21 protein-coding genes are annotated in these 24,326 nt (G+C 42.1%); 12 read left to right on the top strand and 9 right to left on the bottom strand.

The annotated features are described in order from the left end of the window. Positions 1 to 433 precede the first annotated feature (433 nt). From B5D59_RS05920 to B5D59_RS05910, 3 genes are all read left to right on the top strand, one after another. The gene (locus tag B5D59_RS05920) at positions 434 to 943 is read left to right on the top strand and encodes an antibiotic biosynthesis monooxygenase family protein (RefSeq protein WP_009765875.1); all 510 of its coding nucleotides are present in this window, start codon (positions 434 to 436) and stop codon (positions 941 to 943) included. A 145-nt stretch (positions 944 to 1,088) separates the two neighbouring features. Continuing rightward, positions 1,089 to 2,252, top strand: a complete 1,164-nt coding sequence (locus B5D59_RS05915) for a M20 family metallopeptidase (protein ID WP_078817235.1) — start codon at positions 1,089 to 1,091, stop codon at positions 2,250 to 2,252. 156 nt (positions 2,253 to 2,408) lie between these two features. Continuing rightward, the gene (locus B5D59_RS05910; protein ID WP_009765877.1) at positions 2,409 to 2,945 is read left to right on the top strand and encodes a competence protein ComK; all 537 of its coding nucleotides are present in this window, start codon (positions 2,409 to 2,411) and stop codon (positions 2,943 to 2,945) included. On the opposite strand, the gene B5D59_RS05905 is transcribed toward B5D59_RS05910, so the two are convergent. The 4 genes from B5D59_RS05905 to B5D59_RS05890 all read right to left on the bottom strand — a co-directional run bounded on the left by B5D59_RS05905 (position 2,908) and on the right by B5D59_RS05890 (position 5,952). Beyond that, entirely contained in the window at positions 2,908 to 3,285 is a 378-nt protein-coding gene (locus B5D59_RS05905) for a YhjD family protein (RefSeq protein ID WP_040758371.1), read from the bottom strand. The genes B5D59_RS05910 and B5D59_RS05905 overlap by 38 nt on opposite strands. A 171-nt stretch (positions 3,286 to 3,456) precedes the next feature. Then, on the bottom strand, positions 3,457 to 4,020 hold the full coding sequence (locus B5D59_RS05900; RefSeq protein WP_078817233.1) for a nuclear transport factor 2 family protein: 564 nt from the start codon (positions 4,018 to 4,020) through the stop codon (positions 3,457 to 3,459). Between the two features lie 74 nt (positions 4,021 to 4,094). Then, complete coding sequence (locus tag B5D59_RS05895) at positions 4,095 to 4,775, bottom strand: response regulator (RefSeq protein ID WP_040758372.1); 681 nt, start codon at positions 4,773 to 4,775, stop codon at positions 4,095 to 4,097. A 28-nt stretch (positions 4,776 to 4,803) separates the two neighbouring features. Next, positions 4,804 to 5,952: a sensor histidine kinase gene (locus B5D59_RS05890; RefSeq protein ID WP_176132514.1), complete on the bottom strand. Its 1,149-nt coding sequence runs from the start codon at positions 5,950 to 5,952 to the stop codon at positions 4,804 to 4,806. Between the two features lie 148 nt (positions 5,953 to 6,100). Between B5D59_RS05890 and B5D59_RS05885 the strand changes: the two genes are divergently transcribed. Together B5D59_RS05885 and B5D59_RS05880 are read left to right on the top strand one after the other, a co-directional pair. Then, the gene (locus B5D59_RS05885; protein ID WP_078817232.1) at positions 6,101 to 6,733 is read left to right on the top strand and encodes a YigZ family protein; all 633 of its coding nucleotides are present in this window, start codon (positions 6,101 to 6,103) and stop codon (positions 6,731 to 6,733) included. Between the two features lie 189 nt (positions 6,734 to 6,922). Beyond that, on the top strand, positions 6,923 to 7,963 hold the full coding sequence (locus B5D59_RS05880) for an LCP family protein (protein WP_139365953.1): 1,041 nt from the start codon (positions 6,923 to 6,925) through the stop codon (positions 7,961 to 7,963). 96 nt (positions 7,964 to 8,059) lie between these two features. Here B5D59_RS05880 and B5D59_RS05875 read toward each other — a convergent pair whose 3' ends face one another. Further along, positions 8,060 to 9,103 carry a glycosyltransferase family 4 protein gene (locus tag B5D59_RS05875; protein WP_009765884.1) on the bottom strand — a complete coding sequence of 348 codons (1,044 nt, stop codon included), beginning with the start codon at positions 9,101 to 9,103 and terminating at the stop codon, positions 8,060 to 8,062. Positions 9,104 to 9,508: 405 nt separating this feature from the next. On the opposite strand from B5D59_RS05875, the gene secA2 reads away from it, so the two are divergent. Together secA2 and B5D59_RS05865 are read left to right on the top strand one after the other, a co-directional pair. After that, a complete protein-coding gene (secA2, locus tag B5D59_RS05870) occupies positions 9,509 to 11,875 on the top strand; it encodes an accessory Sec system translocase SecA2 (protein ID WP_078817231.1) in 2,367 nt (788 codons plus the stop codon). Continuing rightward, positions 11,872 to 12,780, top strand: coding sequence for an accessory Sec system S-layer assembly protein (locus tag B5D59_RS05865; protein WP_078817230.1), 909 nt, complete (start codon positions 11,872 to 11,874; stop codon positions 12,778 to 12,780). The genes secA2 and B5D59_RS05865 overlap by 4 nt, the downstream gene beginning before the upstream one ends. Before the next feature lie 347 nt (positions 12,781 to 13,127). On the opposite strand, the gene B5D59_RS05860 is transcribed toward B5D59_RS05865, so the two are convergent. Together B5D59_RS05860 and B5D59_RS05855 are read right to left on the bottom strand one after the other, a co-directional pair. Beyond that, positions 13,128 to 13,607, bottom strand: a complete 480-nt coding sequence (locus B5D59_RS05860; protein WP_009765887.1) for a C40 family peptidase — start codon at positions 13,605 to 13,607, stop codon at positions 13,128 to 13,130. A gap of 1,140 nt (positions 13,608 to 14,747) precedes the next feature. After that, positions 14,748 to 15,452 (bottom strand): glucosamine-6-phosphate deaminase, encoded by a 705-nt coding sequence (locus B5D59_RS05855; protein ID WP_078817369.1) that lies wholly within the window; start codon positions 15,450 to 15,452, stop codon positions 14,748 to 14,750. Positions 15,453 to 15,878: 426 nt separating this feature from the next. Here B5D59_RS05855 and B5D59_RS05850 point away from each other — a divergent pair, with 426 nt between their 5' ends. The 3 genes from B5D59_RS05850 to B5D59_RS05840 are packed head-to-tail and all read left to right on the top strand — an operon-like array spanning position 15,879 to position 18,202. Next, positions 15,879 to 16,019 carry a cytochrome c oxidase subunit 2A gene (locus B5D59_RS05850; RefSeq protein ID WP_425441331.1) on the top strand — a complete coding sequence of 47 codons (141 nt, stop codon included), beginning with the start codon at positions 15,879 to 15,881 and terminating at the stop codon, positions 16,017 to 16,019. Between the two features lie 26 nt (positions 16,020 to 16,045). Next, positions 16,046 to 16,546: a cytochrome c oxidase subunit II gene (locus B5D59_RS05845; protein ID WP_009765891.1), complete on the top strand. Its 501-nt coding sequence runs from the start codon at positions 16,046 to 16,048 to the stop codon at positions 16,544 to 16,546. Positions 16,547 to 16,549: 3 nt separating this feature from the next. Beyond that, entirely contained in the window at positions 16,550 to 18,202 is a 1,653-nt protein-coding gene (locus B5D59_RS05840; RefSeq protein ID WP_078817229.1) for a b(o/a)3-type cytochrome-c oxidase subunit 1, read from the top strand. Between the two features lie 251 nt (positions 18,203 to 18,453). Here the strand turns inward: B5D59_RS05840 and B5D59_RS05835 are convergent, their stop codons facing one another. Beyond that, the gene (locus B5D59_RS05835; protein ID WP_078817228.1) at positions 18,454 to 20,349 is read right to left on the bottom strand and encodes a sensor domain-containing phosphodiesterase; all 1,896 of its coding nucleotides are present in this window, start codon (positions 20,347 to 20,349) and stop codon (positions 18,454 to 18,456) included. Positions 20,350 to 20,616: 267 nt separating this feature from the next. On the opposite strand from B5D59_RS05835, the gene B5D59_RS05830 reads away from it, so the two are divergent. After that, on the top strand, positions 20,617 to 21,315 hold the full coding sequence (locus B5D59_RS05830; RefSeq protein WP_078817227.1) for a C40 family peptidase: 699 nt from the start codon (positions 20,617 to 20,619) through the stop codon (positions 21,313 to 21,315). A gap of 74 nt (positions 21,316 to 21,389) precedes the next feature. On the opposite strand, the gene B5D59_RS05825 is transcribed toward B5D59_RS05830, so the two are convergent. Then, positions 21,390 to 22,127: an SDR family NAD(P)-dependent oxidoreductase gene (locus B5D59_RS05825; protein ID WP_078817226.1), complete on the bottom strand. Its 738-nt coding sequence runs from the start codon at positions 22,125 to 22,127 to the stop codon at positions 21,390 to 21,392. 237 nt (positions 22,128 to 22,364) lie between these two features. Here B5D59_RS05825 and B5D59_RS05820 point away from each other — a divergent pair, with 237 nt between their 5' ends. Then, positions 22,365 to 23,957: a SulP family inorganic anion transporter gene (locus tag B5D59_RS05820; RefSeq protein WP_078817225.1), complete on the top strand. Its 1,593-nt coding sequence runs from the start codon at positions 22,365 to 22,367 to the stop codon at positions 23,955 to 23,957. Positions 23,958 to 24,326: the final 369 nt, after the last annotated feature.

The following is a 24,326-nucleotide window of genomic DNA, read 5'->3' as shown; positions in this document are numbered from 1 at the left end:
GTTTACCGATCCCTCTTTCCATTATTTTACGTTTATCAATCAATTACGCCTCGGCGCAATTGTGTCCAGATTTTTTCGAACTCACTCGAAAATTCCCTTTAAAAATCTGTGACATTCGCTGGAGGCTTTAATTTCACTCCGTTGAAATTCAAGCACGGTAGAGTGAAGTTAAATTATTATTCGTTTCTCATCATAAACTGTTGATAAGTCAATGTATAGCGAATTGCCCCTTTGTCATAATTTTGTGCTTTGCTTCTTGACCACTTCGCCATGTTTTAGACAATCATTCCCCCTAACTAACTTACTTTGAGTTTGATTTTTAGTATTAAGGGGAACTATTTACTATAGAATACACAAACAGGATAAGATAGAACACGATCGACTGGATTCAGCCGTTTAATTCGTATGTTACTAGCCAAAGGAGGAACTATTGATGAATATTTATATGACAACAGGAACTATTGACTTTATGGAAAAGGTTAAAGAAAAGTACAAGAACGAATCGATCATCTTAATGAATGGCGGTGGTCATACACTTTTGCTTCACGAAACTAGTGGAGCATCCGTTTTCCAAACTCCAAGAAAATATGAGGTTGTAGGAGCAGAAGGGCAGCTTTCTGAGAACGGATATTATGCTTTGGATAACGTTGCAGTCACCGACGAAGGCAAACCGATTTTTGAACATCACTACAAAACGATGGGCACTAAATTGAAAGACCTTCCAGGTTTCATTGCTTTTCGTCTGTTACGTCCTATCGGTTCCGACACGTACATCATACTGACTGAATGGACAGAGAAGCGGCTTTATGAACTATGGCATAACTCCCCTGGTTCAAAACTTTCCAACCCTAATAATTTTAAAGACCAAGGCGGAGCCACTTTGCATATTTTTTCGAGCGCACCTTATACCGCCACATACAAAACACCTACTGAGGAGATTTGACGTATCCACGTCAAACCTTCTTTTCCTCCTTCAGCTCTGCTTTCGCCTGAATTATCAGACTGCCCTATTTGCGGCTGTCCTTTCGCATTGCTATACTAGTAGCTAGGATGCATAGTTTCGTACTTAGGTTGAAAGGGGAATTTTGATGAGAGATTTATTATTCAAGAAATTAGAACAATCATATGATGACATGGTAGAGATTCGCCGCCATTTACATATGAACCCCGAAATTTCATTTAAAGAAGAAAAGACTGCTGCCTATATTGCGGATTTTTATAAACAATTAGGTGTTGACGTTCGTACTGGCGTTGGTGGCAATGGAGTTGTGGCTAAAGTTAAAGGCGGAAAAGCTGGAAAGACTGTCGCGTTGCGTGCTGATTTTGATGCATTGCCTATTCAAGATCAAAAAGACACACCTTATGCTTCTAAAGTTCCGGGAGTCATGCACGCTTGCGGCCATGACGGCCATACTGCGACACTTCTCCAGCTTGCGAAGGCAATCCACGAAATGCGAGAAGAGTTGGCAGGTGAATATGTGTTTATTCACCAGCACGCAGAAGAGCTGGCTCCTGGCGGTGCGATCGCCATGATTGAAGACGGTTGTCTGGATGAAGTAGATGTCATTTTTGGTACGCATCTTTGGTCTTTGTTTGAGTCGGGTGTCATTTATTATGCAGACGGTCCGATCATGGCAGCACCCGATCGTTTCCACTTCACTATTCAGGGAGCTGGCGGACACGGCGCCTCTCCTCACCAAACAAAGGACTCTATTGTCATCGGCTCCCAATTGGTCATGAACTTACAGCAGATCGTCTCTAGACGTGTTGATCCCATTGAATCGGCAGTCTTATCTGTCGGATCATTCATTTCGGATAACGCATACAACGTCATTGCCGATCAGGCAGTGATCGTTGGGACGGTTCGGACATTCACACAAGAACTCCGTGATTTGATGGAACAGGAGATTCGCCGCGTGGCGGAAGGTACCGCTATTGCAAATGATTGCCAGATTAAAGTAGAGTATACCCGCGGCTATCCTGCAGTAGTCAATCATGTCAAAGAAACAATTTTCCTTAAATCTGTCGCTGAGTCAATTCCTGATTTGGCAGGTGTTGAAGAAATGAAACCACAGATGGGTGGAGAAGATTTTGCTTATTACCTGGAAAAAGTACCGGGCACCTTCTTCTTTACAGGAGCTAAACCGACGGACGCATATCCTCACCATCATCCTCGATTCGACATCGATGAAAAAGCGATGATGGCAGCGGCAAAAACTCTCGGCGCTGCAGCAATCGAATACCAAAAGTGAACGTAGGCTGTCAACATATTTTATTCTGTTGGCAGCCTTTTTTCATGTAGTTAACTAAATAATTCACCTTTTCTGTATTTTGTTGTTGATTTTAGTTTTTTCTGTCATATAATGAGAGAAACACTTATATTGTCCTATGAAAGGGGAGGGTACGCTATGGTAAATCAACAAAATTTATCGTCTTACGTAGTCACATTTCATACTTTTGCATTACTTCACGGGCAACATTCGAATCCTTACTATACAAAAGTAGTAGAAAATGATCGAACTTTCATTGTCGAGAAAACACCTTTGGAAATCATGAGGGATTCTTGCACGCATTATCGTACAAATTTCGATTCGATTATCAACAGTTCAAAAAGCGACTTAAAGAAACGGCCTAAACCGCCGATCATGCTGACCCATTCAAACGATCGGCCACTACTGTTTTTTCCTTTATTGTCCCCATCGCTCCATAAAAATTCTTGGATTGCCTATCATGCCGTAAAAGATGCGCACCAGCATAAGGATGGAGTCTCGGTCGTTCTAAAAAATGATACTCGGATGTCTTTAAACACTTCCATCGCTACGGTCTATCGGCAACTTGCACTGTCGCATTTCCTTTCCGAGCGTTTTGATAACGCTCAGGAAGAACTGAGAAGTTCTTACTATATGATCATGGAGCCAAAAAATTCTGACTCTCCAATTTCCTGAGATACTGATTTAATAGCTCTTCTGTACGGTTCCGCAAGCGTACGTTTAAGTAACGGCGGTAGTCTTCATAGCCATCATGCACGAATAGATATTCTGTGAATAACTCATCTGAAGATTGTCGGATTACTTTCATCTTGTGCTGCCGCAAATATACAGCAGTTTTTTGCAAATCTGTCGTTACCGAATTCATTGCATCTTCCAGCAAATTCAGATAGGGACTTTTCAGTTTAAAGGGGACTTTTTCCACTAATTGTCGATCTCTTTCTAGAATGGTCATTAGCATGGGCAAATAAATATGGTTCTCCAAATACGGCAATGCCTCCGCAGGAATCAAAGGCATAAACATCGCCTCCTATAAGAACTTATGTTCGCATACTGATTATAATTCCTTTAAGCTCATAAAGCAAGCAGTATTAGTATGGTAATTTTTGTTTCTCTTCATACAAAAACTGCACCGCCACTTGTTAGATCATACCTAACAAGCAGGGTGCAGTTTTTGGCTGAAAGCCTTTTATTCTTGTGGTTCATCCCCGATAAAATGAATCGAGAAGACTTTCCACGCGCCATCTTCTTTATGGAACACTGTCACTTGGCGACCTTCCGGAACATTTTCTACTCCACTTTCCAAATCAGTAAAAGTCGTTTTCATCGTAGCAAACAATTGAGCTGTATCTTTATCATATTTTACGATTGTTTCGTTATCTGCCTCGCGCTTCATGTCTGTTGTGTTCAGCATTTCTTCTGTCGCTTTACGCTCTTCTTTCAGATCATAGCCTTCTTTAGACAACGTAGCCAGATAACCATCCACGTCCTTGTTGTTCAACGTTTCAATATATCGGTCGAATGCTGCGAGAATTTTTTTCTTTTCTTCGTCCGGAACATCCGATGCTTCTTCGATTTGATCACCCGACATGCTAAAGCCCACTTTGTTATCGTCGACACCATGGTCGATCGCCCCGCTGCCCGGAGCCGCTTCCCCGTTGTCGATGTCATTTGGATTGGTTTCTCCCGCATTCGAACATGCACCCAAAATCAGTGCGACGCTAATAGATGCGGCTGCTAATTTTTTCTTCATTTTTTCCTCCTACATAGAGAAAAAGACCTTTTAACTTAATTCAGCAAAGGTCCTTTTTCTTTTTATAAAGATAATTATTTTACTTCTACCCAACCATTTTTAATTGCCGTGACAACTGCTTGTGTCCGGTCGTTTACATTCATTTTTTGTAAGATACTGGAGACGTGGTTTTTCACTGTTTTTTCGGAAATAAACAATGTTTCACCGATCGTCCTGTTGCTTTGTCCATCCGTCAGCAATTGCAATACTTCACATTCCCGTTTCGTCAATAAATGAAGCGGACGGCGAATGTCGTTTTGCTGGAAAGATCCCTTATGTTCTCTCTCACTCAAGCGGCGGAATTCTGATACTAAGTTATGTGTAACTTTCGGGTGCAAATATGATCCCCCAGCAGCCACTACTTTGATCGCTTGTACAATCGCATCGGCATCCATCTCTTTCAGCATGAAGCCAAGTGCCCCCGTTTTCAAAGCGTGTGTCACATAGGACTCATCGTCATGAATGGATAGCATGATCACTTTTGCGTCCGGGTATTCCTTCACCAATTGCTCCGTAGCATCTACACCGTTCATACGGGGCATATTAATATCCATTAGTACTACATCCGGCTGAAATTGTTCGAACAATTCAACCACTTCACTCCCGTCATCACCTTCCGCTACTACGTTAAACGACTCTTCAAAGTCTAAAATGCGTTTAACCCCTTCGCGAAATAATTGATGATCATCCACTATTAAAATTTTCGTTGATTCCATGTTCTGTTCCTCCAAGTCTTTATGTAGCTTATCTTTCTTCATCTAGCGGGATTCGGAAAAGAAGCGAAGTTCCTTCACCAATACTCGAAATAACTTTCATTTCTCCCTTTAATAAATCCACGCGTTCTTGCATTCCAATTAACCCAAATGATTTATCTTTCACTTCATTTGTATCAAAACCGCAACCTTTGTCTTTTATGAGTATATTTACAGTTTCACGCAACCACTCGATTTTCACCCAAATTTCATCTGTTTTTGCATGCTTGATGCAGTTATTGACAGATTCTTGAACGAGGCGGAAAATCCCCACTTCAAAGTTGGAATCAAATCTTCTCTCAGCTCCACTGCTCTGAAAATGTATAGTTAGTGGTGCTTCATATTCACTAATGGTCGATAAATATTTTTTTAATGTCGGGACAAGCCCTAAGTCATCGAGAGCCATCGGACGCAGATCGTAAATAATGCGCCGCACTTCGGATAGTGCTCCTCTGACTGACTCTTTCAGCTGGGCCAGTTCATACAATGCATTGTCCGGACCTTTTTGCACAAATGTTTTCTCAATCAATCCTGAACGCATCAGTACATTCGCCAGCATTTGAGCCGGTCCATCGTGAATATCGCGTGAAAGTCGTTTACGCTCTTCTTCTTGGGCTTGGATAATTTGAATTGCAAAATCTTGTTTGTGACGAGCAGTTTCAAGTGCCGTACTCACATTTTTCAAATCCGATGTTAAGTAAGTAATCACTGTGGTTACTTGATTAACAAGTTGATCAGCCCTTTCAATTGTAGAGAGCAACATGACAAGTCGACGTTCTAACTCATCACGTCTTGTTCGCAATTGCTTTTCCTCCATTTTATTGACAGAGACGCGTACAAGCAAATCATTTGCCACACTGTAAGCTTGCTTCACTTCATCTTCGCTATAACTGATGAAATTCTTCGACACGTTAGCCAAGCGTTTTCTTGAGTGGCGTGACATATCTTCTAGATAATCGCCTTCAGTTATGACATGGGAAATGCTCTCTTTCACTTCAGCTAGCTCTTTCTGCATCTCTTCAAAACTTTGACGGCTTTGTTCGCTAATTAAAAATATGTCATTTTTCGACTGATCCATTACATCGACCATGTTTTCGAAAATTTTCTCCATTTGTTGGATGTCGATCGCCTTCTCGTTCAAATAACTCCCTCCCGCATCTGTCTATGTAAAAATATGCAAAGTGAGCAGCATTGCAGTTTAGCCTAATTACTTATACACTTCATATAGTATATCATCTAGATGATGTAAAAGTATTATAAGTATATTACAAATGTAGGGGGCACGACAAATGCGAGCTAATTACAAAACTGTAAACCAGTATGGTGAAAGTGAATTCGTGATTCAAAAATCTCGTTTCCTTTCATTTGTCAAAAGAGTAGAAACTGAAGATGAAGCACTCGACTTCATCCAGGATATCAAAAAACAACACCATTCCGCGACACATAATTGTTCTGCATATATAATAGGCGAGCACGATCACATCCAAAAAGCGAATGACGATGGGGAACCTTCCGGCACGGCAGGCGTTCCAATCTTGGAGGTTCTGAAAAAACAACAACTGAAAGACACCGTCATCGTGGTCACACGCTATTTCGGCGGCATTAAACTCGGTGGAGGCGGATTGATTCGCGCCTATGGTAAAGCCGCTTCAGAAGGAATTGCTACAACAGGCGTCGTAGAAAGAAGGCTGCATCTCTTGACAAAGACTTCTATAGATTATACTTGGTTAGGAAAAGTTGAGAATGAGGTTCGCCAATCTGCCTATCCTTTAAAAGAAATTGTCTATGAAGAGGACGTCGGACTGTTTTTATATGTTCCTGCAGAAGATGAAATGACATTTAAAGAATGGATGACAGAGCTGACGAACGGTCAAGCAGAAATCACTACAATCCGTCACAAGTTTCTTGAATTCGCTATTTGAACTACTATACGTTTGCAAAAAAAACAGGTATAATAGCAGAAGATGTAATAGATGATTAATATGTCCTTCTTTCAGTAATCTGACTAATGAAAAAGGCATGAATACTTGACTATGTGTCAGTAAGTCACGGCTGTTTTTGCCCGATTCGCCACTGACGGCCTTTTCTGCCGTACACTTTGGAGGTATATGATGAAAAGAAAAGATTATAAAAAAAGGAAGAAAGCCTCTTCGAAAACTCGGCTCTTCTTAAAAATATTTTTATTTACGTTTCTCGCTGTAGTGGCAGTAGGCGCCGCGTATTTGGCAAAGCTGCATAATCAGACAGTGGATGTATTGGACCGTTCCTACGAGCCACTCGCCAAAAAGGACTCGCAACAAGAACTGCGTGTAGAGCCTGCGAAAGATAAGGTTTCGATTCTTTTGGTCGGTGTGGATGAGAGTGAGACCCGTCAGAAAGAAGAGAGTCACGGCCGTTCTGACGCATTGATCTTAGCTACTTTAAATCCTAAACAAAAAAGTGTGAAGCTTGTCAGCATCCCCCGTGACTCCTATGTCTACATTCCAGAAGTCAAATACAAAGACAAGATCACACATGCACATGCTTACGGAGGGACAGCCGCTTCCATCGATACAGTGGAAGAGTTATTCGATATCCCGATAAATTATTACGTCAAAATGAATTTCAATGCATTTATCGACGTGGTAGACGCGCTCGGCGGTGTAGAGGTAGAAGTACCTTATGAACGGATTGAAAAAGATGAAAACGATAAGAACGCAATCCACTTGATGCCTGGCTTGCAACGCTTGGACGGACGCCATACATTGGCCCTGGCACGGACGCGTAAACTCGACAGCGATCTTGAACGTGGTAAACGTCAACAAATGATTCTTCAAGCGATGATCAAAGAAGCAACCTCCATCAAGTCCATTACGAAATATGGTGATGTGATCAACGCTCTCGGTGAAAATATGAAAACCGACATGACATCAAAACAAATGCTTTCTTTCATTGAGTATGTAAAAAGCGGTATGCCCGAGGTAGATACTTTATCATTAAGCGGCTACGATGATTGGTCTACTGGCGTATATTACTACAAACTTGACGAACGGGATTTGGAAGAAACAAAGCAAATCCTCAAATCACATCTTGGGTTGATTCCCGATTCTTCTTCATTGACGGAGTTAGACACCAACCAAACTTCTCCTCCAAGCGAGGTAGCACATCAATAAAGAAAAGAGCGAGATGCCGTATGGCATCTCGCTCTTTTCTTTTTAGTAAACACCAGAAAAAGCCCCCATCCGTCATCCGGATGAGGGCTTTCAAATTTATTTACCAATCATACGTACTAAATTTAACAACGGGCGATAATTCGCACCTGCCAGTCCGATCAATTCGACAAACAGCTCAATGACGATGAGCATAACTAGTACGAGCAACAATGCCCCCCATACCGTTGCTTGCGAAAACAGTACGGCCACCGCACCGAATAAAATCGCAATTCCATAGATCGTCAATACAGCTTGTCTATGTGAAAAACCTGAACGCAGTAAGCAATGATGCAAATGTGATTTATCTGCTGCTGAAATTGGCTGCTTCATTCGAACGCGTCGTACGATCGCGAAGAACGTATCGGAAATTGGAACACCGAGCATAATAATCGGAATGACCAAGGATACAACCGCAACATTCTTGAAGCCGAGCAATGCCAGTACCGAAATCATGAAGCCAAGGAACAGCGATCCTGTATCTCCCATAAAAATTTTCGCTGGGTGGAAGTTGTAGATCAAAAATCCGAGCGAGCTGGCTGCCAATATAGATGCTGTAGCAGCAACGAAGACATTCCCCATCAGCACAGCCATGACTGTAATGGCAATTAATGCAATGGCAGATACGCCTGCGGCCAAGCCGTCCAATCCATCAATCAAATTGATGGCGTTGGTGATTCCAATAATCCAAATAATGGTGATTGGAATACTTAAATATCCTAAATCCAACTGGCCAATGAACGGCAAGTTAATCATCTCTATTTGCAGACCGCCCCATAGAACGACGACCAATGCAGCTACAAGCTGGCCTGACGCCTTTGCTTTCGCTGTTATTTCAAGCATATCATCTAAAAAGCCAATTATGACAATCAATAGCGCACCGACCAAAATGCCAGCTGCGTGTTCGTCGGATGGCAACAAAATCGCATATCCAATAATAAATGCGCCGAAGATGGCTAGTCCACCAATTCGAGGCATAACTCTCGCATGGACTTTTCGATAATTGGGACGATCAACCGCACCGATTCGAAAAGCGAGTTTAATGACAAGTGGTGTAAGTATGACAGCAGCGATAAAAGCTACAGACATTGCAATGAATAACATGTCTTTCCTCCCCAATTAACAATAAGTTCATATCGCATTTCATTATAGCATGCTTGCTACTAGATTTCACTACTAAGTACACTTTCCCTGTTCGTTCCCTCAATCGCTTGCTTGCAAACTAACATTGCTACTGGTCCTAGCGGGATTTCCGCTAGGATATATGAAGTTAAATGTGCGTGAAGCTACACCTGCGTCATGGTTGAGTTGCTTACCCTGAAACTTCTTGCTCCCAACCACTAAAATAACGAAACTACAACGCAGAATACATAGTCATCTCCCGAACAATACAAAGTTCACACTTCAACCATACAGCCATATTCTAGAGATAGTCTTTTGCCTAGGTTTTTGGTAAAATAGATAGGAATCTCTCATTTGGATAGAGGTTTATAAAGGAGCGTTTAATTTATGTTGAAAATCTTTAAGCGTAAAACTGGGACGAGTGAACGGCAACTGCGGAAATACCGCAAGATTGTGGAGCAGATTAATTCACTTGAGCCTAAATACATTGCCATGTCGGATGATGACTTGTCTGGTATGACTGATCAATTCAAAGAGCAATTGGAAGGCGGAGCTACGATCGAAAACATCTTACCGGATGCTTTTGCTGTAGTGCGTGAAGCTTCCAAACGAGTTCTTGGAATGCGGCATTTTGATGTGCAGCTAATTGGCGGAGCCGTCTTAACGGAAGGTAATATTTCTGAGATGCCGACCGGTGAAGGGAAAACACTCGTTGCTTCTCTCCCCTCTTACGTACGTGCCCTAGAAGGAAAAGGCGTGCATGTCATCACTGTAAATGATTACTTAGCAAAGCGTGACTATGAACAAATCGGACAAATCCATCGCTTCCTCGGATTGACAGTTGGATTGAACGTACCAATGATGCAAGGACCGGCCAAACAAGCGGCCTACCAATCGGATATCACATACGGTGTCGGTACAGAGTTTGGTTTTGACTACTTGCGCGATAATATGGTCCAAGATCCTTCTCAAAAAGTACAAAGACCCTACCACTTCGCTATTATCGATGAAGTCGACAGCGTCTTGATTGACGAAGCAAAAACACCGCTCATCGTAGCAGGTAAAATGCAAGCTGATGCCGATCTGCACCATATTGCGGCTCGCTTGGCAAAACGCTTCAAAAAGGGTGAAGACTTCGAATTTGACGATGCCACAAAAGCTACATCACTAACTGAGCAAGGTATCGAAAAAGTTGAAAAAGCATTCGGTATCGGCAACTTATATGACTTGGATCACCAAACGCTTTATCATTACGTCATCCAGGCTGTACGTGCATTCGTCATCTTTAAGCGCGATGTAGATTATATCGTGCGCGATGAAAAAATCGAGCTGGTTGACATGTTCACAGGTCGAATCATGGAAGGCCGTACGTTGTCGGATGGTCTGCACCAAGCGATCGAAGCAAAAGAAGGCGTGCCCATTACAGATGAAAATAAAGCACAAGCCCAAATTACGATCCAAAACTATTTCCGTATGTATCCAAAACTTTGCGGTATGACCGGAACGGCGAAAACGCAAGAGAAGGAATTCCGTGAAGTATACAATATGGAAGTTATTCAAATTCCGACGAATCGTCCACGTGCGCGAATCGATTCTCCGGACTTCGTATATAAGACGATTGAAGAGAAGTATAAAGCAGTGGCAAGAGAAGTGGCAGCGCGTCATGCGAAAGGACAGCCGGTACTTGTCGGTACAACGTCCATCCTGCAATCGGAAGCTGTTGCAAAGCATCTGCGTGAACAAGGCTTGGATTTCCACCTATTGAACGCGAAAAGTGTCGAGCAGGAAGTCGATTTAATTTCACAAGCTGGGCAACAAGGACATATTACGGTTGCTACGAATATGGCCGGCCGCGGTACAGATATCGTGCTCGGCGAAGGTGTCGAAGAAAACGGCGGATTGTTCGTGCTGGGTACGGAAAAGCACGAGAGCCGTCGTGTCGACAATCAGTTGCGAGGTCGTTCAGGTCGTCAAGGTGACCACGGCGAAAGCCAATTCTATCTTTCATTGGAAGATGAGATGTACATTCGCTTTTCCCCTGAAGAGCTCGAGAAGTTCCTGCCGAAGGTACGCACCGATGAAGACGGCAAAGTGTTAAACCCTGAAGTCCACGAGCTAACAGAGCGAACACAGCGGATTGTTGAAGGGGCTCATTTCTCCATGCGGGAATATAATCTCAAGCTAGATGACGTCATCAATGACCAACGGGAAGTTATTTATTCATTGCGTAATCGGGTACTTGAAAGAGAAGATATTTTCGGAAAGTTGAAGGCGATGCTTTCTGAAACGGTTGAATTTGTTGTACTCGACAGCTGTCCAGACAATGAGATTGCAGATAACTGGGATTTCGAACGGATTGAGCGCACGATGAACGCCTTATTGCTGACTCCTGTCGAATTGCCGAAGTCACTGGATCGAACTTCTGATATCTTGAAACAGTATGATGAAGGAATGGCGGAGTTGTTTGCATTTATTGACTCCTTCACTGATAATGAACAAGTGAGTCAACTGCTCCCTCAAGTCATGCTAGGCTATCTCGATACGATGTGGGTCAAGCATCTTGAAGTGATGACACGCTTAAAAGAAGGAATCGGCTTGCGTTCTTACGGACAAGAAGATCCGATGCGTATTTACCAGCGTGAAGGCTTGCAATTATTTGCCAAGCATTATCAACGTCTGCGTCGCGATATTGCGTCTGAAATTATCGCATTCATGAAGCAACTTAACACACAAGAACAGGAGGTTTCCCAATGAAACTCTTCAACCTATTTAAAAAGACTGAAAAAACTGGGTTAGACAGTACAGTGGAATCCAATGAAATACTAGAGAATGCACAAAGCAGCTCTGGCAACGAAGACATCGAGACGGCACTATCCCTTCATCCGCAATGGAATCTGACACAGGAGCAAGAATATGTGTTTCGTTTCCTCGCGAATGAACTGGAGCCATTAAAACCAAATCAAATCTCTTTATCAGGTATCGATATTGACTTGGAGCCTGCAAACGGTAGCTGGCTTGTCAAAGCGTTTTTCCGTTCTTCGCTCGACCAAGCAATCGCTGTCGGTTCCATCGAATTATTATTGATTGACGAGGAAGGCAATACAGCAGCTTCCGCGGAGTTCGACTTGAATGAACTAGGCGAAATTCCTGCACGCAGCGCACGTCCATGGGTATTTGTATTTGAAAAGAATGATCAATTGGCAGAAGAACTTCCGACTGAAAACTGGAAGCTCGCGTTCAATGTACATTCTATGATGCCACATCAATTGGAGCTTGCACCTTCTTGGGAAGAGCAGCTGCCTGCTGAGCAAAAAGAAGCACTAGCTGAAGTAGTAGCTGGTCTTCCAAAACTAAAACCCCGCGAAGTAAATATCGCAGGGTTCCAAATTCAAAAGCAAGAAGACGGCAATATTGCAGCATCTGTTTTTGTCCGTAACGGTCATTCCAAGCAGATTAATATTGAAAAGCTTCCTTTAGAGTTAATTGATGCAACTGGGGAACTCGTAGCACGGGGAACATTTGAGTTGAATCCCGCGCTTTCTGTGAAAGCGAACAGCACGACTCCTTGGACGTTCATCTATCCGACAGAATTGATTAAAAAGGACGAACCAGATTTCTCACGCTGGACGATCCGCGTACCACAAGATTCTACAAATTAATGAAAAAGAACTGCCCGGAAAATCTATCGGGCAGTTCTTTCATTTTATTGACTGAAAATGTCTACCGATGATCATAAACTACCCGCAAGCGATCATAAACTCCATTCGGCACTCATATCTAGTACCCTGGTGATCATACAAATCCCACAGGCGCTCATAACATCACTGAACTCGATCATAAAGCTACTCCACTCGCTCATAGAGCAATTTACCTCACTGATTTTTGGTGATATAGTTCATAATCGAGTCACTACCCAGCACTTTCCCGATCGTTTACATGTTATTTAGCTCCTTTTTCTATGTACAAAAAAATCGATCCCCCTATTGGAAGATCGATTGGAATTTTATTATTTAGCTGCGACTTGATGAACGCCAGCGATGCGTTTTGCACCTACATAGCGCTTGCCCCAGTAATATGGATCGTTTAATTTATCTACTCGTACACCTTTAGATGTCGAAGCATGAGCGAATTTTCCGTTCCCTACATAGATTCCTACGTGAGAGACACCTTTACCACTTGTATTGAAGAATACAAGATCACCAGATGTTAAGTTGGATTTTTTCACTGGTTTTCCAGATGCATAAAGACCACTGGAAGTACGTGCCACTTTCAATCCATTTTGATTGAATACGTATCCGACATAACCTGAGCAGTCGAACCCTGCTTTTGTAGTGCCGCCATAACGGTATTTAATACCTGTTAGACTTGTTGCCGTCTTAGTAATATTTGTAGATTTTGTTGAAGCATCTGCTTGTCCAGCGAAAGGAGCGACGAGTAATAAAATAGACATTGCCAAAACTGAAAACGTTTTCTTCAATAACTTCATGTGTTCCTCCGATAATCTTATGTATTTAGGTAACTTGCTAACCTTTTATGTTGTATTAACTCTATCATTTTTCAAACGCCTGCTATATTACAGTTATGTAACAAGAAGATTTCAAAACAGTAATATCCGTTACTTTTGAAACATTTTATTACAATATATTTATCTTTCGATAAAATTGAACATACAAAAGGCTGCTTTTTGTAAAGAAGCAGCCTTCGGATTATAAAAAAAGATTTGGGTATGGTAACGGCACCGTTGATCTACGTTCCAAGCTGACGCTTTCTTATCCCTGACCAAGTGTTTTGTTGAAATTGAAGATAAGAAATAGGGTGACCTATCCGAATAGACTTATGAAATTATAGCTTGCGAGCGGTCCGGGATTTCCGTTCCAGACGGTACCCTTTTGGGGGGCGTGGCCTTGAGCCTCTTCGTTCGCTTCGCTTCCTGCGGGGTCTCAAGACGCACGCTGATCCCCCAGGAAAAGCCGTCACGAAGAACGGCTTTTGCGACTAAAAGCGGAGCGTTAGGAGCACATTTTCGCCTTTCGACCGTCCTCCACTCCAATCCATAGTTAGCATGTAGGGACACATAGCAAGCTCATTGTAGTTTTTTAAGTTCTAAAAAGTGTTTCCATAGTCAAAGTACAAAACTACCATATTTCATTGACTTAGTTTAAGGGCGTTAAGTGATTCAGGAAAATAAACTTTCGGGCAATGTTGCTTATCATTCGCTTTTGAACTTTGGTTACAATATATAAGAAAGCATTACATTACCACTTAAAAAATTGCAAAGAACAACACTTTAAACTTCCCATAATAAAGTAGGGATTGTAGCGGAAGATGGGCGACTCCTGCGGGATTAGCGTGACAGGTGAGACCCTGGACTGAGCGAAAGCCGTTGCGAAGGACGGCTTTTGCGAGTAAAAGCGAAGCGTTAGGAGCACACGCACTTAGAAGGAAGCGGCTCACCGCACGCCCCGCGGAAAGCGTCCCGTCTGGAGCGCAAATCCCCGGACCTACGCCCATGTTCCTTTCTTGCGTTCTATTCTATAACGCTAATCCAACTTTATCTCATAGGTATTTATCTACAAGCTAAAGGCTGCTTCCTCAGAATTGAGGAAGCAGCCTTTTTTGTAGGACATCAGTCGATTTGCAGATCCGTTATTACCACTACGTCTTCATGACGCAATAGTTTAGTGATTGGCCAGTCGGGTGTGACTTCGCCTTGCTTTAATTTCTCCATCGCTGCTCGCTTTTTCTCGCCGAATGCAACCATGATGAGTTTTTTCGACTTCATGATGGAGGAAATCCCCATCGTCAGAGCCGTGTTTGGAATTTTTTCGTCGTTCTCGAAGTATTGGCTGTTTACGCCAAGAGTCGAGTCTGTGAGTGTTGCGACATGTGTTACGGAATCAGGAGAAGTTCCGGGTTCATTAAAAGCAATATGACCGTTCTCTCCTACCCCTAATAATTGAATATCAAGAGGATTGGCGTTTAGTTGCTGCTCATAGTTCTGGCATTCTTTGTCCAGGTCTTCCGCCATCCCGTTTGGTATATGTGTTTCTTTAAAAGGCTTTTTATTGAATAAATGTTGTTTCATAAAGTAGGCATAGCTATTTGGGTTGTTAGCATCTATCCCTACATATTCGTCCAAGTTGAACGCAGTTACTTGTGAAAAGTCCAGGTTTGAGTTGGTCCATTCCTGATAGACCGGGATCATCGTGCTGCCTGTCGCTAGTCCAAGTACGTGTAGTCGATTGTTGCGGAGCTCTTCTTCAATAATTTTATAAACTTCTTTTGCTCCTTCTTCAGGACTTTTTACTGTGATCCATTTTAAGTTTTCCATCTTATACACACCGGCTTTCCTAAGTTTTACCTTATATATTGTAATTTCAAATGTTTCATTGGTCAAGATTTGAACCATTCACTTGGAGTAGACTTTTAAACCGTTGATTTAAACTGCAGGCGCTTTGTACTTTTGATCGCATCCAGTTCCAAGCGCCAGTCTCTCGGTCACTTCGGTCTTTCCGAAAAGGTGCAAAGACCACACCTTTGTCGGCAAGACCTCCAGTGCCTGTCGAGACTAGACGGCGCTTTGCACTTTTGATGCACAAAGATACGCAGTTGTGTATGTCAAAAGGATGTAAAGTGGTTGAACATATTGTGAACAGTTCGTCTGCTTTTACACTCATAGGGAATTCCCTAATTCCTTATTCCCTCCCAAAGATTAAGATAAACGTAAGATTAATTTCCCGACGAGGAGGTGGCCGCATTGAGCAAGAGAAAAATGGCTTCTGCGAAACAAACGAAGGAAGATGTGAATTTAAAAGGCACGTTGATCATGGTAATGATCCTAGGTGTCATAATTCTTGTCTTCTGGTTCGGAATCTACGGTCTTTTCTTATCTAGATAACCAAAAGTGTTTGAGGAGGAAATACTATGCATCTGCATAAATACGAAAAAGTTTGGCTTGTATTTGGTTTAGGGTCATTGGCCTTATTCCTAATCATCATCGGCTTTGCAGCATTCTGGAAAGGAACACACCCACAAAGCCATATTGAAACAATCGATCCGCAAAACGTGGAAGCGAATGAAGCATTCCAGCCTGAAAACTTGGGCCTGACTGAAGTAGCTGAAGGTAAGTATGTTGTTAATATGGTCGCTTCTGCTTTCAATTATGACTTCGGAAAAGAAGAGGATGGCAGCGCTACTAAGACGATTCGCGTGCCGAAAGGTTCCACAGTCCTTTTCCAAATTACAAGTAAAGACGTAGTTCATGGATTCCAAGTGGCCGGAACGAATGTCAATATGATGGTGGAACCAGGGCATATTAGCCGCTTTGAAGCTGTCATGAAAAACAATGGTGAATTCACGGTTGTCTGTAATGAATATTGCGGCATCGGACACCACTTAATGTTTGGCACTGTGGAGGTGTACTAACCAATGGAATTATTTAACTTCTCAAAAAAAGAATCAAGATTGTATATGTCCTTCATGTATGTCACGTTTGTCTCTCTTTTGGTCGGCGGCTTAATGGGACTATTGCAGACATTGGTTCGCTCAGGAAAATATACATTACCATTCAATATCGATTACTACACGATCTTGACAACACATGGCGTTGTTCTTGGTCTGGTTTTAACTACATTCTTCATCATCGGGTTCCAGTTTTCGCTTATGGGAAAAACGGTTGGGATATCCGATAAGCAAATCATGTGGGGATGGGTTTCGTTCTGGGTCATGCTGGTCGGTACCGTACTCGCAGCATGGATGATTCTAACTGGAGAGGCTTCTGTATTATATACATTCTATACACCTCTTCGTGCACATCCAATTTTCTATATTGGTTTAGCGCTCGTTATTATCGGTAGTTGGATTGCCGCTATTGTCAACTTCCGTCAATTGTATGTATGGAAGAAAGCCCATAAAGGTGAAAAGTCTCCATTACTCGCTTTCATGGTCACCATCAATATGGTCATGTGGGTTGTTGCTTCATTGGGAGTAGCTTATTCAGTTGTCGTACTGATCTTACCTTGGTCACTTGGCTATGTTGCAACCGTAAACGTACTCTTAACGCGTACATTATTCTGGTATTTCGGTCATCCGCTCGTTTATTTCTGGCTTTTGCCTGCTTATATGGCCTGGTATGCAATTATCCCAAAAATTATCGGTGGAAAGCTTTTCAGTGATTCATTAGCAAGACTATCATTCATTTTACTGTTGATGTTCTCGATACCTGTCGGGTTTCACCACCAACTGACAGAGCCAGGTATCGATCCTACTTGGAAATTCATTCAAGTTGTCTTAACTTTCATGGTTGTCATTCCGACTTTGATGACTGCATTCTCTATATTCGCTACATTTGAAACGACGGGAAGAAATAAAGGATATAAGTCTTTATTTGGCTGGTTCAGACACCTTCCTTGGAAAGATGTTCGTTTCTTGGCACCTTTCATTGGAATGGTAGCCTTTATTCCAGGAGGAGCAGGCGGGATCATAAACGCTTCTCACCAAGTGAACGCTCTCGTCCACAACACAATCTGGGTAACTGGTCACTTCCATTTGACGATTGCTACAACCGTGATCTTGACGTATTTCGGTATTGCATATTGGTTGATTCCACATTTGACGGGTCGTCGTTTGACTCCCAAATTGAATAAATTAGGTATTATTCAAACTATCATCTGGACAGTTGGTATGACAATTATGTCTACTTCCATGCACATTCAAGGCTTGCTCGGCGGACCACGTCGTTCAAACTTCTCTGAATACGCAGGAGGCGATCAAGTAGCCACTTGGATCAGCTATCAAATTTCACAAGCAGTTGGGGGAACCATTTTATTTGTCGGTATCGTATTGATGGTTTATATCTTCATCCAACTGGCATTTTTCGCACCTCGCGGGTACGAAGAATATCCAGTTGCCGAAGAGGATATGGATGCAGAAAAAACACCGAAGATTTTGGAGAACTGGTATTTATGGATCGGTATCACGATCGCGTTAATCTTATTCGCGTACACGATTCCGATGATTGACATCATCAAGCACTCTCCACCAGGGTCTATCCCATTCGATTGGCCAATCGGACGTTCTTAAACAACAAAAAGCCTTGAGAATCCAGTTTCTTTGGATTCAAGGCTTTTTTTATAATCAATCACACCTTGGTGTGATTGCGTCTGGATTTTGAATCGTGCATGCTCGATTCACTCCCTACAAAATCCATGACATCCGCCGGAGGCATTATCTTAGTTCAGCGGGCGTTTGAACACCCGCTGTACAGGAAATAGAATCGCATTCATCTCATCACCTATAGAGGTGAGAGTCTTCTGCTGAATAAAGATAAAACATTATTTTAGCGGTAAATACAAAGCGGTGTGACCTGTCAAGTTCTCAAGCATTTCGGCCATAGCTTGTTCGTTAAGAGGTTTGGCAAAATAGAAACCTTGTAGTTCATCACATTCTTTGTCTTTCAGGATTTCCCATTGTTCTTTCGTCTCTACCCCTTCTGCTACTGTTCGGATATTCAATGTTTTACCTAATTGGATGATTGTTTTTACAATGGTCCTGCTTTTCTCGTCATGCACAATATTCATAATAAACGTTCGATCGATTTTTAGCTGTTTGATAGGGAATGATTGAAGATAGATAAATGCAGAGTAGCCTGTACCAAAATCGTCGATCGCGATAGAATATCCTTGGTCTGACAGTGTCTGAATTTGTTTCTGTACTATATCATGTCGTTCGAGTGCGACACTTTCTGTAATTTCTAATACTAATTTACTAGGAGATATTTGTGCTTCTTCCAAACATTCTTGTAGAAATGTTGGTAACTTATCTTGCAAAAAATGTCTCGGTGATAGATTGATTGAAATAGTGAGGTCATGTAGCCCCAATACCTTAAATATTTTCAGCTTTTCTGTCGCTTGACGGATGACCCATTCGCCAATTGATAGTATAAAACCTGTCGATTCTGCCAGCTCAATAAAATCTGCTGGATATATTAATCCGTATTCTGGATGGTGCCAACGGATTAACGCTTCAAAACCGATGATTTCCCCTGTTTCGCTTAGTACTTGCGGCTGATAAAAAAGACTGAACTCATTCATATCCAGACCTCTGCGCAAGTTCATCTCAGACATCATCGCTTGTTTCATATGATTGTGCATATCTACATTATAAATACCTACACTCTTTCTAGAAGAAAGGTGTTTACTAGTTTCCAAAGCAAAACGTGCAGCCTGCACTCCATCAATCGGAGAGCGAACGTCTTTCGGATAGTATGCGACTCCATAACTGAATGTCAGGTAAACTTCCTGTTTAGCGACAAGAATGGGTTCATTCAGTTTCTTCATCAGTCCCTCCATTTTATTGGTAAATTCTATGCCATATTTACCGTAAGGAACGAAGAGGATAAAATGATCAAACGCAATTCTTGAGATGAAATGAGGCATATCCAAATAGTGCTGAAAACGCTTGGCGACAGTCTGAATAATTTCATCTGCCAACTCAGGACCCAATGCACTTTGAATATCAATGAACTGGTCAATATTCATATAGAGAAAAATCCCTTCCTGCTGTTCGTCAAACGGTGAAATACTGGAAGCCACTTGTGTCAGGAACGCATTATAATTCTTCATTCCTGTCAGTTCATCTACAAAAGCCAAGCGATGGATGTTTTCTTCAAAATCTATCCGGCTCAATCGATCGAATAGAAAGGACAGCATATCAGCAATGGAGGAAATAATCATCCGATCAAAGGTATTCCATTCCCGGCGTTCACGTGATTCGCAGCAGAGCACTCCGCCGATTCCTGAACCAAGAATTATGCACGCATCCAAAAGCGAATGATAGTTTCCCGAATAACCGAGGAATTTTCGTACAATTCCTTTGGTAGCCTCGTTTTGATTTATATCAACTACTGCTAATGTGCGGTGGCTTTGAATAGCTGTAAAGTAGGCTGCAAACTCTTCAGCTCTCAAATCTTCGTCAACAACATGTTCTTTTGTTTCATCGTTATAAGAGTTTTGCGAATGAAGTACTGTCCGATCCTCATTAAACAGCCATATACTCACGCGCTCACAATCCATGATCTGGGAAACTTCAAAACATATATTCTCCAGCGTCTCTTTAATTGTTTTCGGATTAACTGCACAGTATTTTGCTTTTTCAAATATCCGTTCTTGTTGCACGCGTATTGCATCAATCTTATGCAAGTTTTCGATTATTTTATCATCCCTTCGCAAGAAAGCACCGCCTTTCTTATGTGAAATCTGTGAAAAAAACAAAGTAATTTTAATGGTTCAATTATATCAGTCTATAGATAAATTAATAGTAACACATAGTTCTTTCCGCAATAAAGTATACTTGTCCAAAAAATTTTAGTTTAATATCGGACTTTCGATACATGTATTTTCAGAATATTCTTCTGTATACTAGGTTTATTGGTTGATTTTCGATAAGTTGCTAACTTAGTAGAAATAGCTAAACATATTCAAAAGGGGATAATCAGAATGAAAAAAACAGCTCTCGCAGCCATTGCCTCTCTCATGCTCGCAACAAGTATCTCGGTGGGAAGTGCAGACGCCTCGACAAAAACGCATGTTGTAAAACCAGGTGATTCGCTTTGGAAAGTGGCCAACCAATATAAATTGACAGTAAATGAATTAAAGAGCTTAAATGCGCTTTCTTCCGATACTATTAAAGTGAATCAAAAGTTGATCGTTGAAAATAAATCAAAGAATGCTAAGACTGTTTCTTCCACCAACTCATTACATGATGCCAAGAAGCCAATAGTGGACAAGCCGACTGTTACACCAAAACCATCGGCTGGCTCCAGCGCACTAATGAATAAAGTGGTCGACGTTGCTATGCCTCTGCAAGGCGTTCCCTATGTCTGGGCAGGCGCCACTCCATCTGGATTTGATTGCAGTGGATTCATCTATTACGTGTTTAACCAAGCAGGCGTAAAAGTACCAAGGCTCGATACAATCGGAATGTACGATCGTTCTGTTTTTATTAAAACCCCTGTCGTAGGTGACCTATTATTTTTTGAAAATACATATCGTGCAGGCATTTCCCATATCGGAATTTACCTTGGCGACAGTAAGTTCATCCATGCAGGCACAAACGGGATAGAAATCGCTTCTGTTGAATCTCCATATTGGAGCCAGCGTTTCCTAGGCTATAAACGTTTCAAGGACATTAAATAACAGCAAAAGGGCTGCTCTGTACATCATGACCATGACGTACAGAGCAGCCCTTTTTCAATTACTTCTTGCGTTGATTATCTCGCTGAGTATCCACCATCAATTACAAGTTCAGCACCTGTAATATACGAGGCTTCATCTGATGCGAGGAACACTACAGCATTCCCAACATCTTCAGGCTTCCCTAGGCGTTCAAGTGGAGTCATCTTAATAAGCATCCCGAGTAGTTCTTTAGATTCTTCTAATGCTTGAGTCATCGGTGTTTCGATAACACCCGGGAATACTGTGTTGACTCGGATACCGTCTTTACCGTATTCGGCTGCAGCTGCTTTAGAGATCGCGCGTACTGCCCCTTTAGATGCGGAATATGGGTTCAAGCCCATTCCGATTAAAGCCGTATAAGATGAAATATTAACGATAGCACCTTTTTTTGCTTCGGACATATAGCCAGCTGCGTGTTTCATGCCAAGAAATGTACCGAAGCTGTTAATATCGGATAGTTTGCGCCAGTCTTCAATTGTAATTTGGTCCACTGCTTTTTCAGTAGAAATTCCGGCATTATTAATTAAGATATCCAGTTTGCCGAAGTGATCGACCGCTTTTTTCATAGCGTCTTTCCATTCGTTGTCTTCTGTCACGTTAAGTTTGACGATGAGGATTTGATCTTGTCCGCCCCATTTTTCTTCTAGTGCAGCTTCATTGATATCGGCCGCTATAACTTTCGCTCCTTCTGCCACAAATTGCTTCACCATCATCTCACCCATACCAGAGGCGCCGCCAGTAATAAACGCTACTTTGTCTTGTAATCTGCCCATATTTCACCACTCCTTTTATTATATATATTTTAACACTAAAGTATCTTTAATTCAATTTCCCGACATGATTACATTGAACGTTTTCCTCGTACATTGTCTATTTGTATAAATAAACTGGAAAGTTCAAAATTACCACTCATTCCAGCCTTATCTTTATGCACACCTTGTATAGACTCCCAGTGTACGATATAATAAGAATTGTTAGATATATACTACAAGTGGAGGAAGTGAACAAAGATGTTCAGAGACCGACGCTTTCTAAATTATAATGCAGCAGGCTTTCGGCAGGATTTGATTGCAGGGATTACTGTTGGTATTGTAGCCATTCCACTTGGGATGGCTTTTGCAATTGCTTCCGGTGTGAAGCCTGAGTATGGGTTATATACAACGATAATTGCCGGTCTGATCGTCGCATTGTTAGGTGGCTCGCGTTTCCAAATTGCAGGACCAACAGGAGCTTTTATTCCTATTTTGCTGGCGATCGTGCTGCAATATGGTTATGAGGATTTATTGATTGCCGGATTTTTAGCGGGTGTCTTCTTGGTCGTTATGGGATTTCTTGGTGTCAGTAATTTAATTCATTTCGTCCCGCGTTCGGTCACGATTGGCTTTACAACCGGTATTGCAGTCATTATTTTTACTGGACAGTTCCAAAATTTCTTCGGGCTGACAGGTATTGAGAAGAAAGAGTTTTTCCATGAAAGTATGATGGAGATTATTCGTCAATTTTATACGGTGAACACATACAGTATTTTGACTGCAGCGATTGGGTTACTCGTCATCTTTATTTTACCAAAAATCGCTCCAAGAGTTCCGGTATTGCTCGTCGCTTTATTAATCCCAACGATTTGTACGATTTTATTTTTCCCTGGTAGAGTCGAGACGATCGGAACTGCATTTGGCGGTATCCCGCAGCATCTACCTAGTTTCCATTTTCCCGAAATCAGCCTCTCGAAACTTGTTGCTCTTTGGCAACCTGCTTTGATCATCGCGGCACTTGGCGCGATTGAGTCGCTTCTTTCAGCTGTCGTCGCGGATGGCATGAAAAGTGATGTAGCGAAACACGATTCCAAAAGGGAATTATTCGGGCAAGGCATCGCCAATATGATTACACCGCTTTTCGGCGGGATTCCTGCAACAGGAGCGATTGCCCGCACCGCCACGAATATTCGTTCAGGTGCGGTCAGTCCGATGTCCGGTGTGATACAAAGTATATTTGTTCTGGCATTTCTGCTAGTGTTCGCACCTTATGCTTCCTACATTCCGCTAGCCGCTATGGCACCGATCTTAATGTATGTCGCCTGGAATATGAGTGCTAGAAAAGCGTTTGTACAAATCATTTCACTGCGGTCAGGCGATTCACTTGTCCTGTTAACTACTTTTCTCTTAACGATCTTCATAAATTTAACCATTGCAGTGGAAGTCGGCATCCTGTTGGCTGCTCTTTCTTTCTTGCGGAAAATGAGCGGTTCTCTAGATATTAAAGAAAGTAAATTGACAGATGTCGAGAAATTCAAGTTGGCAACAGATTCCGGGAAGGAACTGATCAAATACAAACTCTCAGGCCCATTATTTTTCGGCACTGCCAAAAACTTCGAAGACCGTTATCCAAAGTTTTTGAAAACCAAACAATCTACTATCATCTTAGACATGGAAAATCTGACCGCAATCGATGCAACAGGAGAAGCTGCACTATCCGCACTTCTCGATGAAGCACGACGCCAAAATAAACGGCTCATCTTCAAGAAAGTGCCGCCGAATAAAGTAAACTTATTTAAACGCAGTGGTCTGTTTGAGAAAATCGGCAAAGATAATTTCTTCATGCTATGAAAAAATGAAGTGATAAAGTATGACTTAACGCCAGAGAGAAAACATCTAGAAGGATTATGGGCTTGCGGTCCGGGGATTTAGCGAAGCGTTGGGAGCACTTCTTTGCAATTTCGCCCGTCTTCCGCTCCAATCCCTATAAAGTGAACTGTAGACATAGCAAGCTCATTGTATATAGTGTGAATTATCGCTTCCCAAGACAGAAAAGTATACGTATATCCACTTTGACATTACTTCTTGTATTTAAAATTTCTTCGAATGGATGGTACGTTCACTAAAGTTGGGAAAATACACTAGTTGATCGTAGTGGAAGGCGACGACTCCAGCGGGATTAGCTCGACAGGTGAGACCCCGCAGGAGCGTAGCGACGAG

Origin of the sequence: Sporosarcina newyorkensis (assembly GCF_900167515.1) — a bacterium.
Classification (GTDB): domain Bacteria; phylum Bacillota; class Bacilli; order Bacillales_A; family Planococcaceae; genus Sporosarcina; species Sporosarcina newyorkensis.
Note: the sequence above shows the minus strand (reverse complement) of the source record. Positions and strands in the feature narration are given on the sequence as shown.

Coding starts and splice junctions, on each gene's coding strand:
- secA2 (WP_078817231.1), top strand. CDS start 9,509: ATGTTGAAAATCTTTAAGCGTAAAACTGGGACGAGTGAACGGCAACTG.
- B5D59_RS05860 (WP_009765887.1), bottom strand. CDS start 13,607: ATGAAGTTATTGAAGAAAACGTTTTCAGTTTTGGCAATGTCTATTTTA.
- B5D59_RS05855 (WP_078817369.1), bottom strand. CDS start 15,452: ATGGAAAACTTAAAATGGATCACAGTAAAAAGTCCTGAAGAAGGAGCA.
- B5D59_RS05885 (WP_078817232.1), top strand. CDS start 6,101: ATGCGAGCTAATTACAAAACTGTAAACCAGTATGGTGAAAGTGAATTC.
- B5D59_RS05875 (WP_009765884.1), bottom strand. CDS start 9,103: ATGTTATTCATTGCAATGTCTGTAGCTTTTATCGCTGCTGTCATACTT.
- B5D59_RS05830 (WP_078817227.1), top strand. CDS start 20,617: ATGAAAAAAACAGCTCTCGCAGCCATTGCCTCTCTCATGCTCGCAACA.
- B5D59_RS05915 (WP_078817235.1), top strand. CDS start 1,089: ATGAGAGATTTATTATTCAAGAAATTAGAACAATCATATGATGACATG.
- B5D59_RS05820 (WP_078817225.1), top strand. CDS start 22,365: ATGTTCAGAGACCGACGCTTTCTAAATTATAATGCAGCAGGCTTTCGG.
- B5D59_RS05880 (WP_139365953.1), top strand. CDS start 6,923: ATGAAAAGAAAAGATTATAAAAAAAGGAAGAAAGCCTCTTCGAAAACT.
- B5D59_RS05825 (WP_078817226.1), bottom strand. CDS start 22,127: ATGGGCAGATTACAAGACAAAGTAGCGTTTATTACTGGCGGCGCCTCT.
- B5D59_RS05865 (WP_078817230.1), top strand. CDS start 11,872: ATGAAACTCTTCAACCTATTTAAAAAGACTGAAAAAACTGGGTTAGAC.
- B5D59_RS05840 (WP_078817229.1), top strand. CDS start 16,550: ATGGAATTATTTAACTTCTCAAAAAAAGAATCAAGATTGTATATGTCC.
- B5D59_RS05905 (WP_040758371.1), bottom strand. CDS start 3,285: ATGCCTTTGATTCCTGCGGAGGCATTGCCGTATTTGGAGAACCATATT.
- B5D59_RS05910 (WP_009765877.1), top strand. CDS start 2,409: ATGGTAAATCAACAAAATTTATCGTCTTACGTAGTCACATTTCATACT.
- B5D59_RS05895 (WP_040758372.1), bottom strand. CDS start 4,775: ATGGAATCAACGAAAATTTTAATAGTGGATGATCATCAATTATTTCGC.
- B5D59_RS05845 (WP_009765891.1), top strand. CDS start 16,046: ATGCATCTGCATAAATACGAAAAAGTTTGGCTTGTATTTGGTTTAGGG.
- B5D59_RS05920 (WP_009765875.1), top strand. CDS start 434: ATGAATATTTATATGACAACAGGAACTATTGACTTTATGGAAAAGGTT.
- B5D59_RS05900 (WP_078817233.1), bottom strand. CDS start 4,020: ATGAAGAAAAAATTAGCAGCCGCATCTATTAGCGTCGCACTGATTTTG.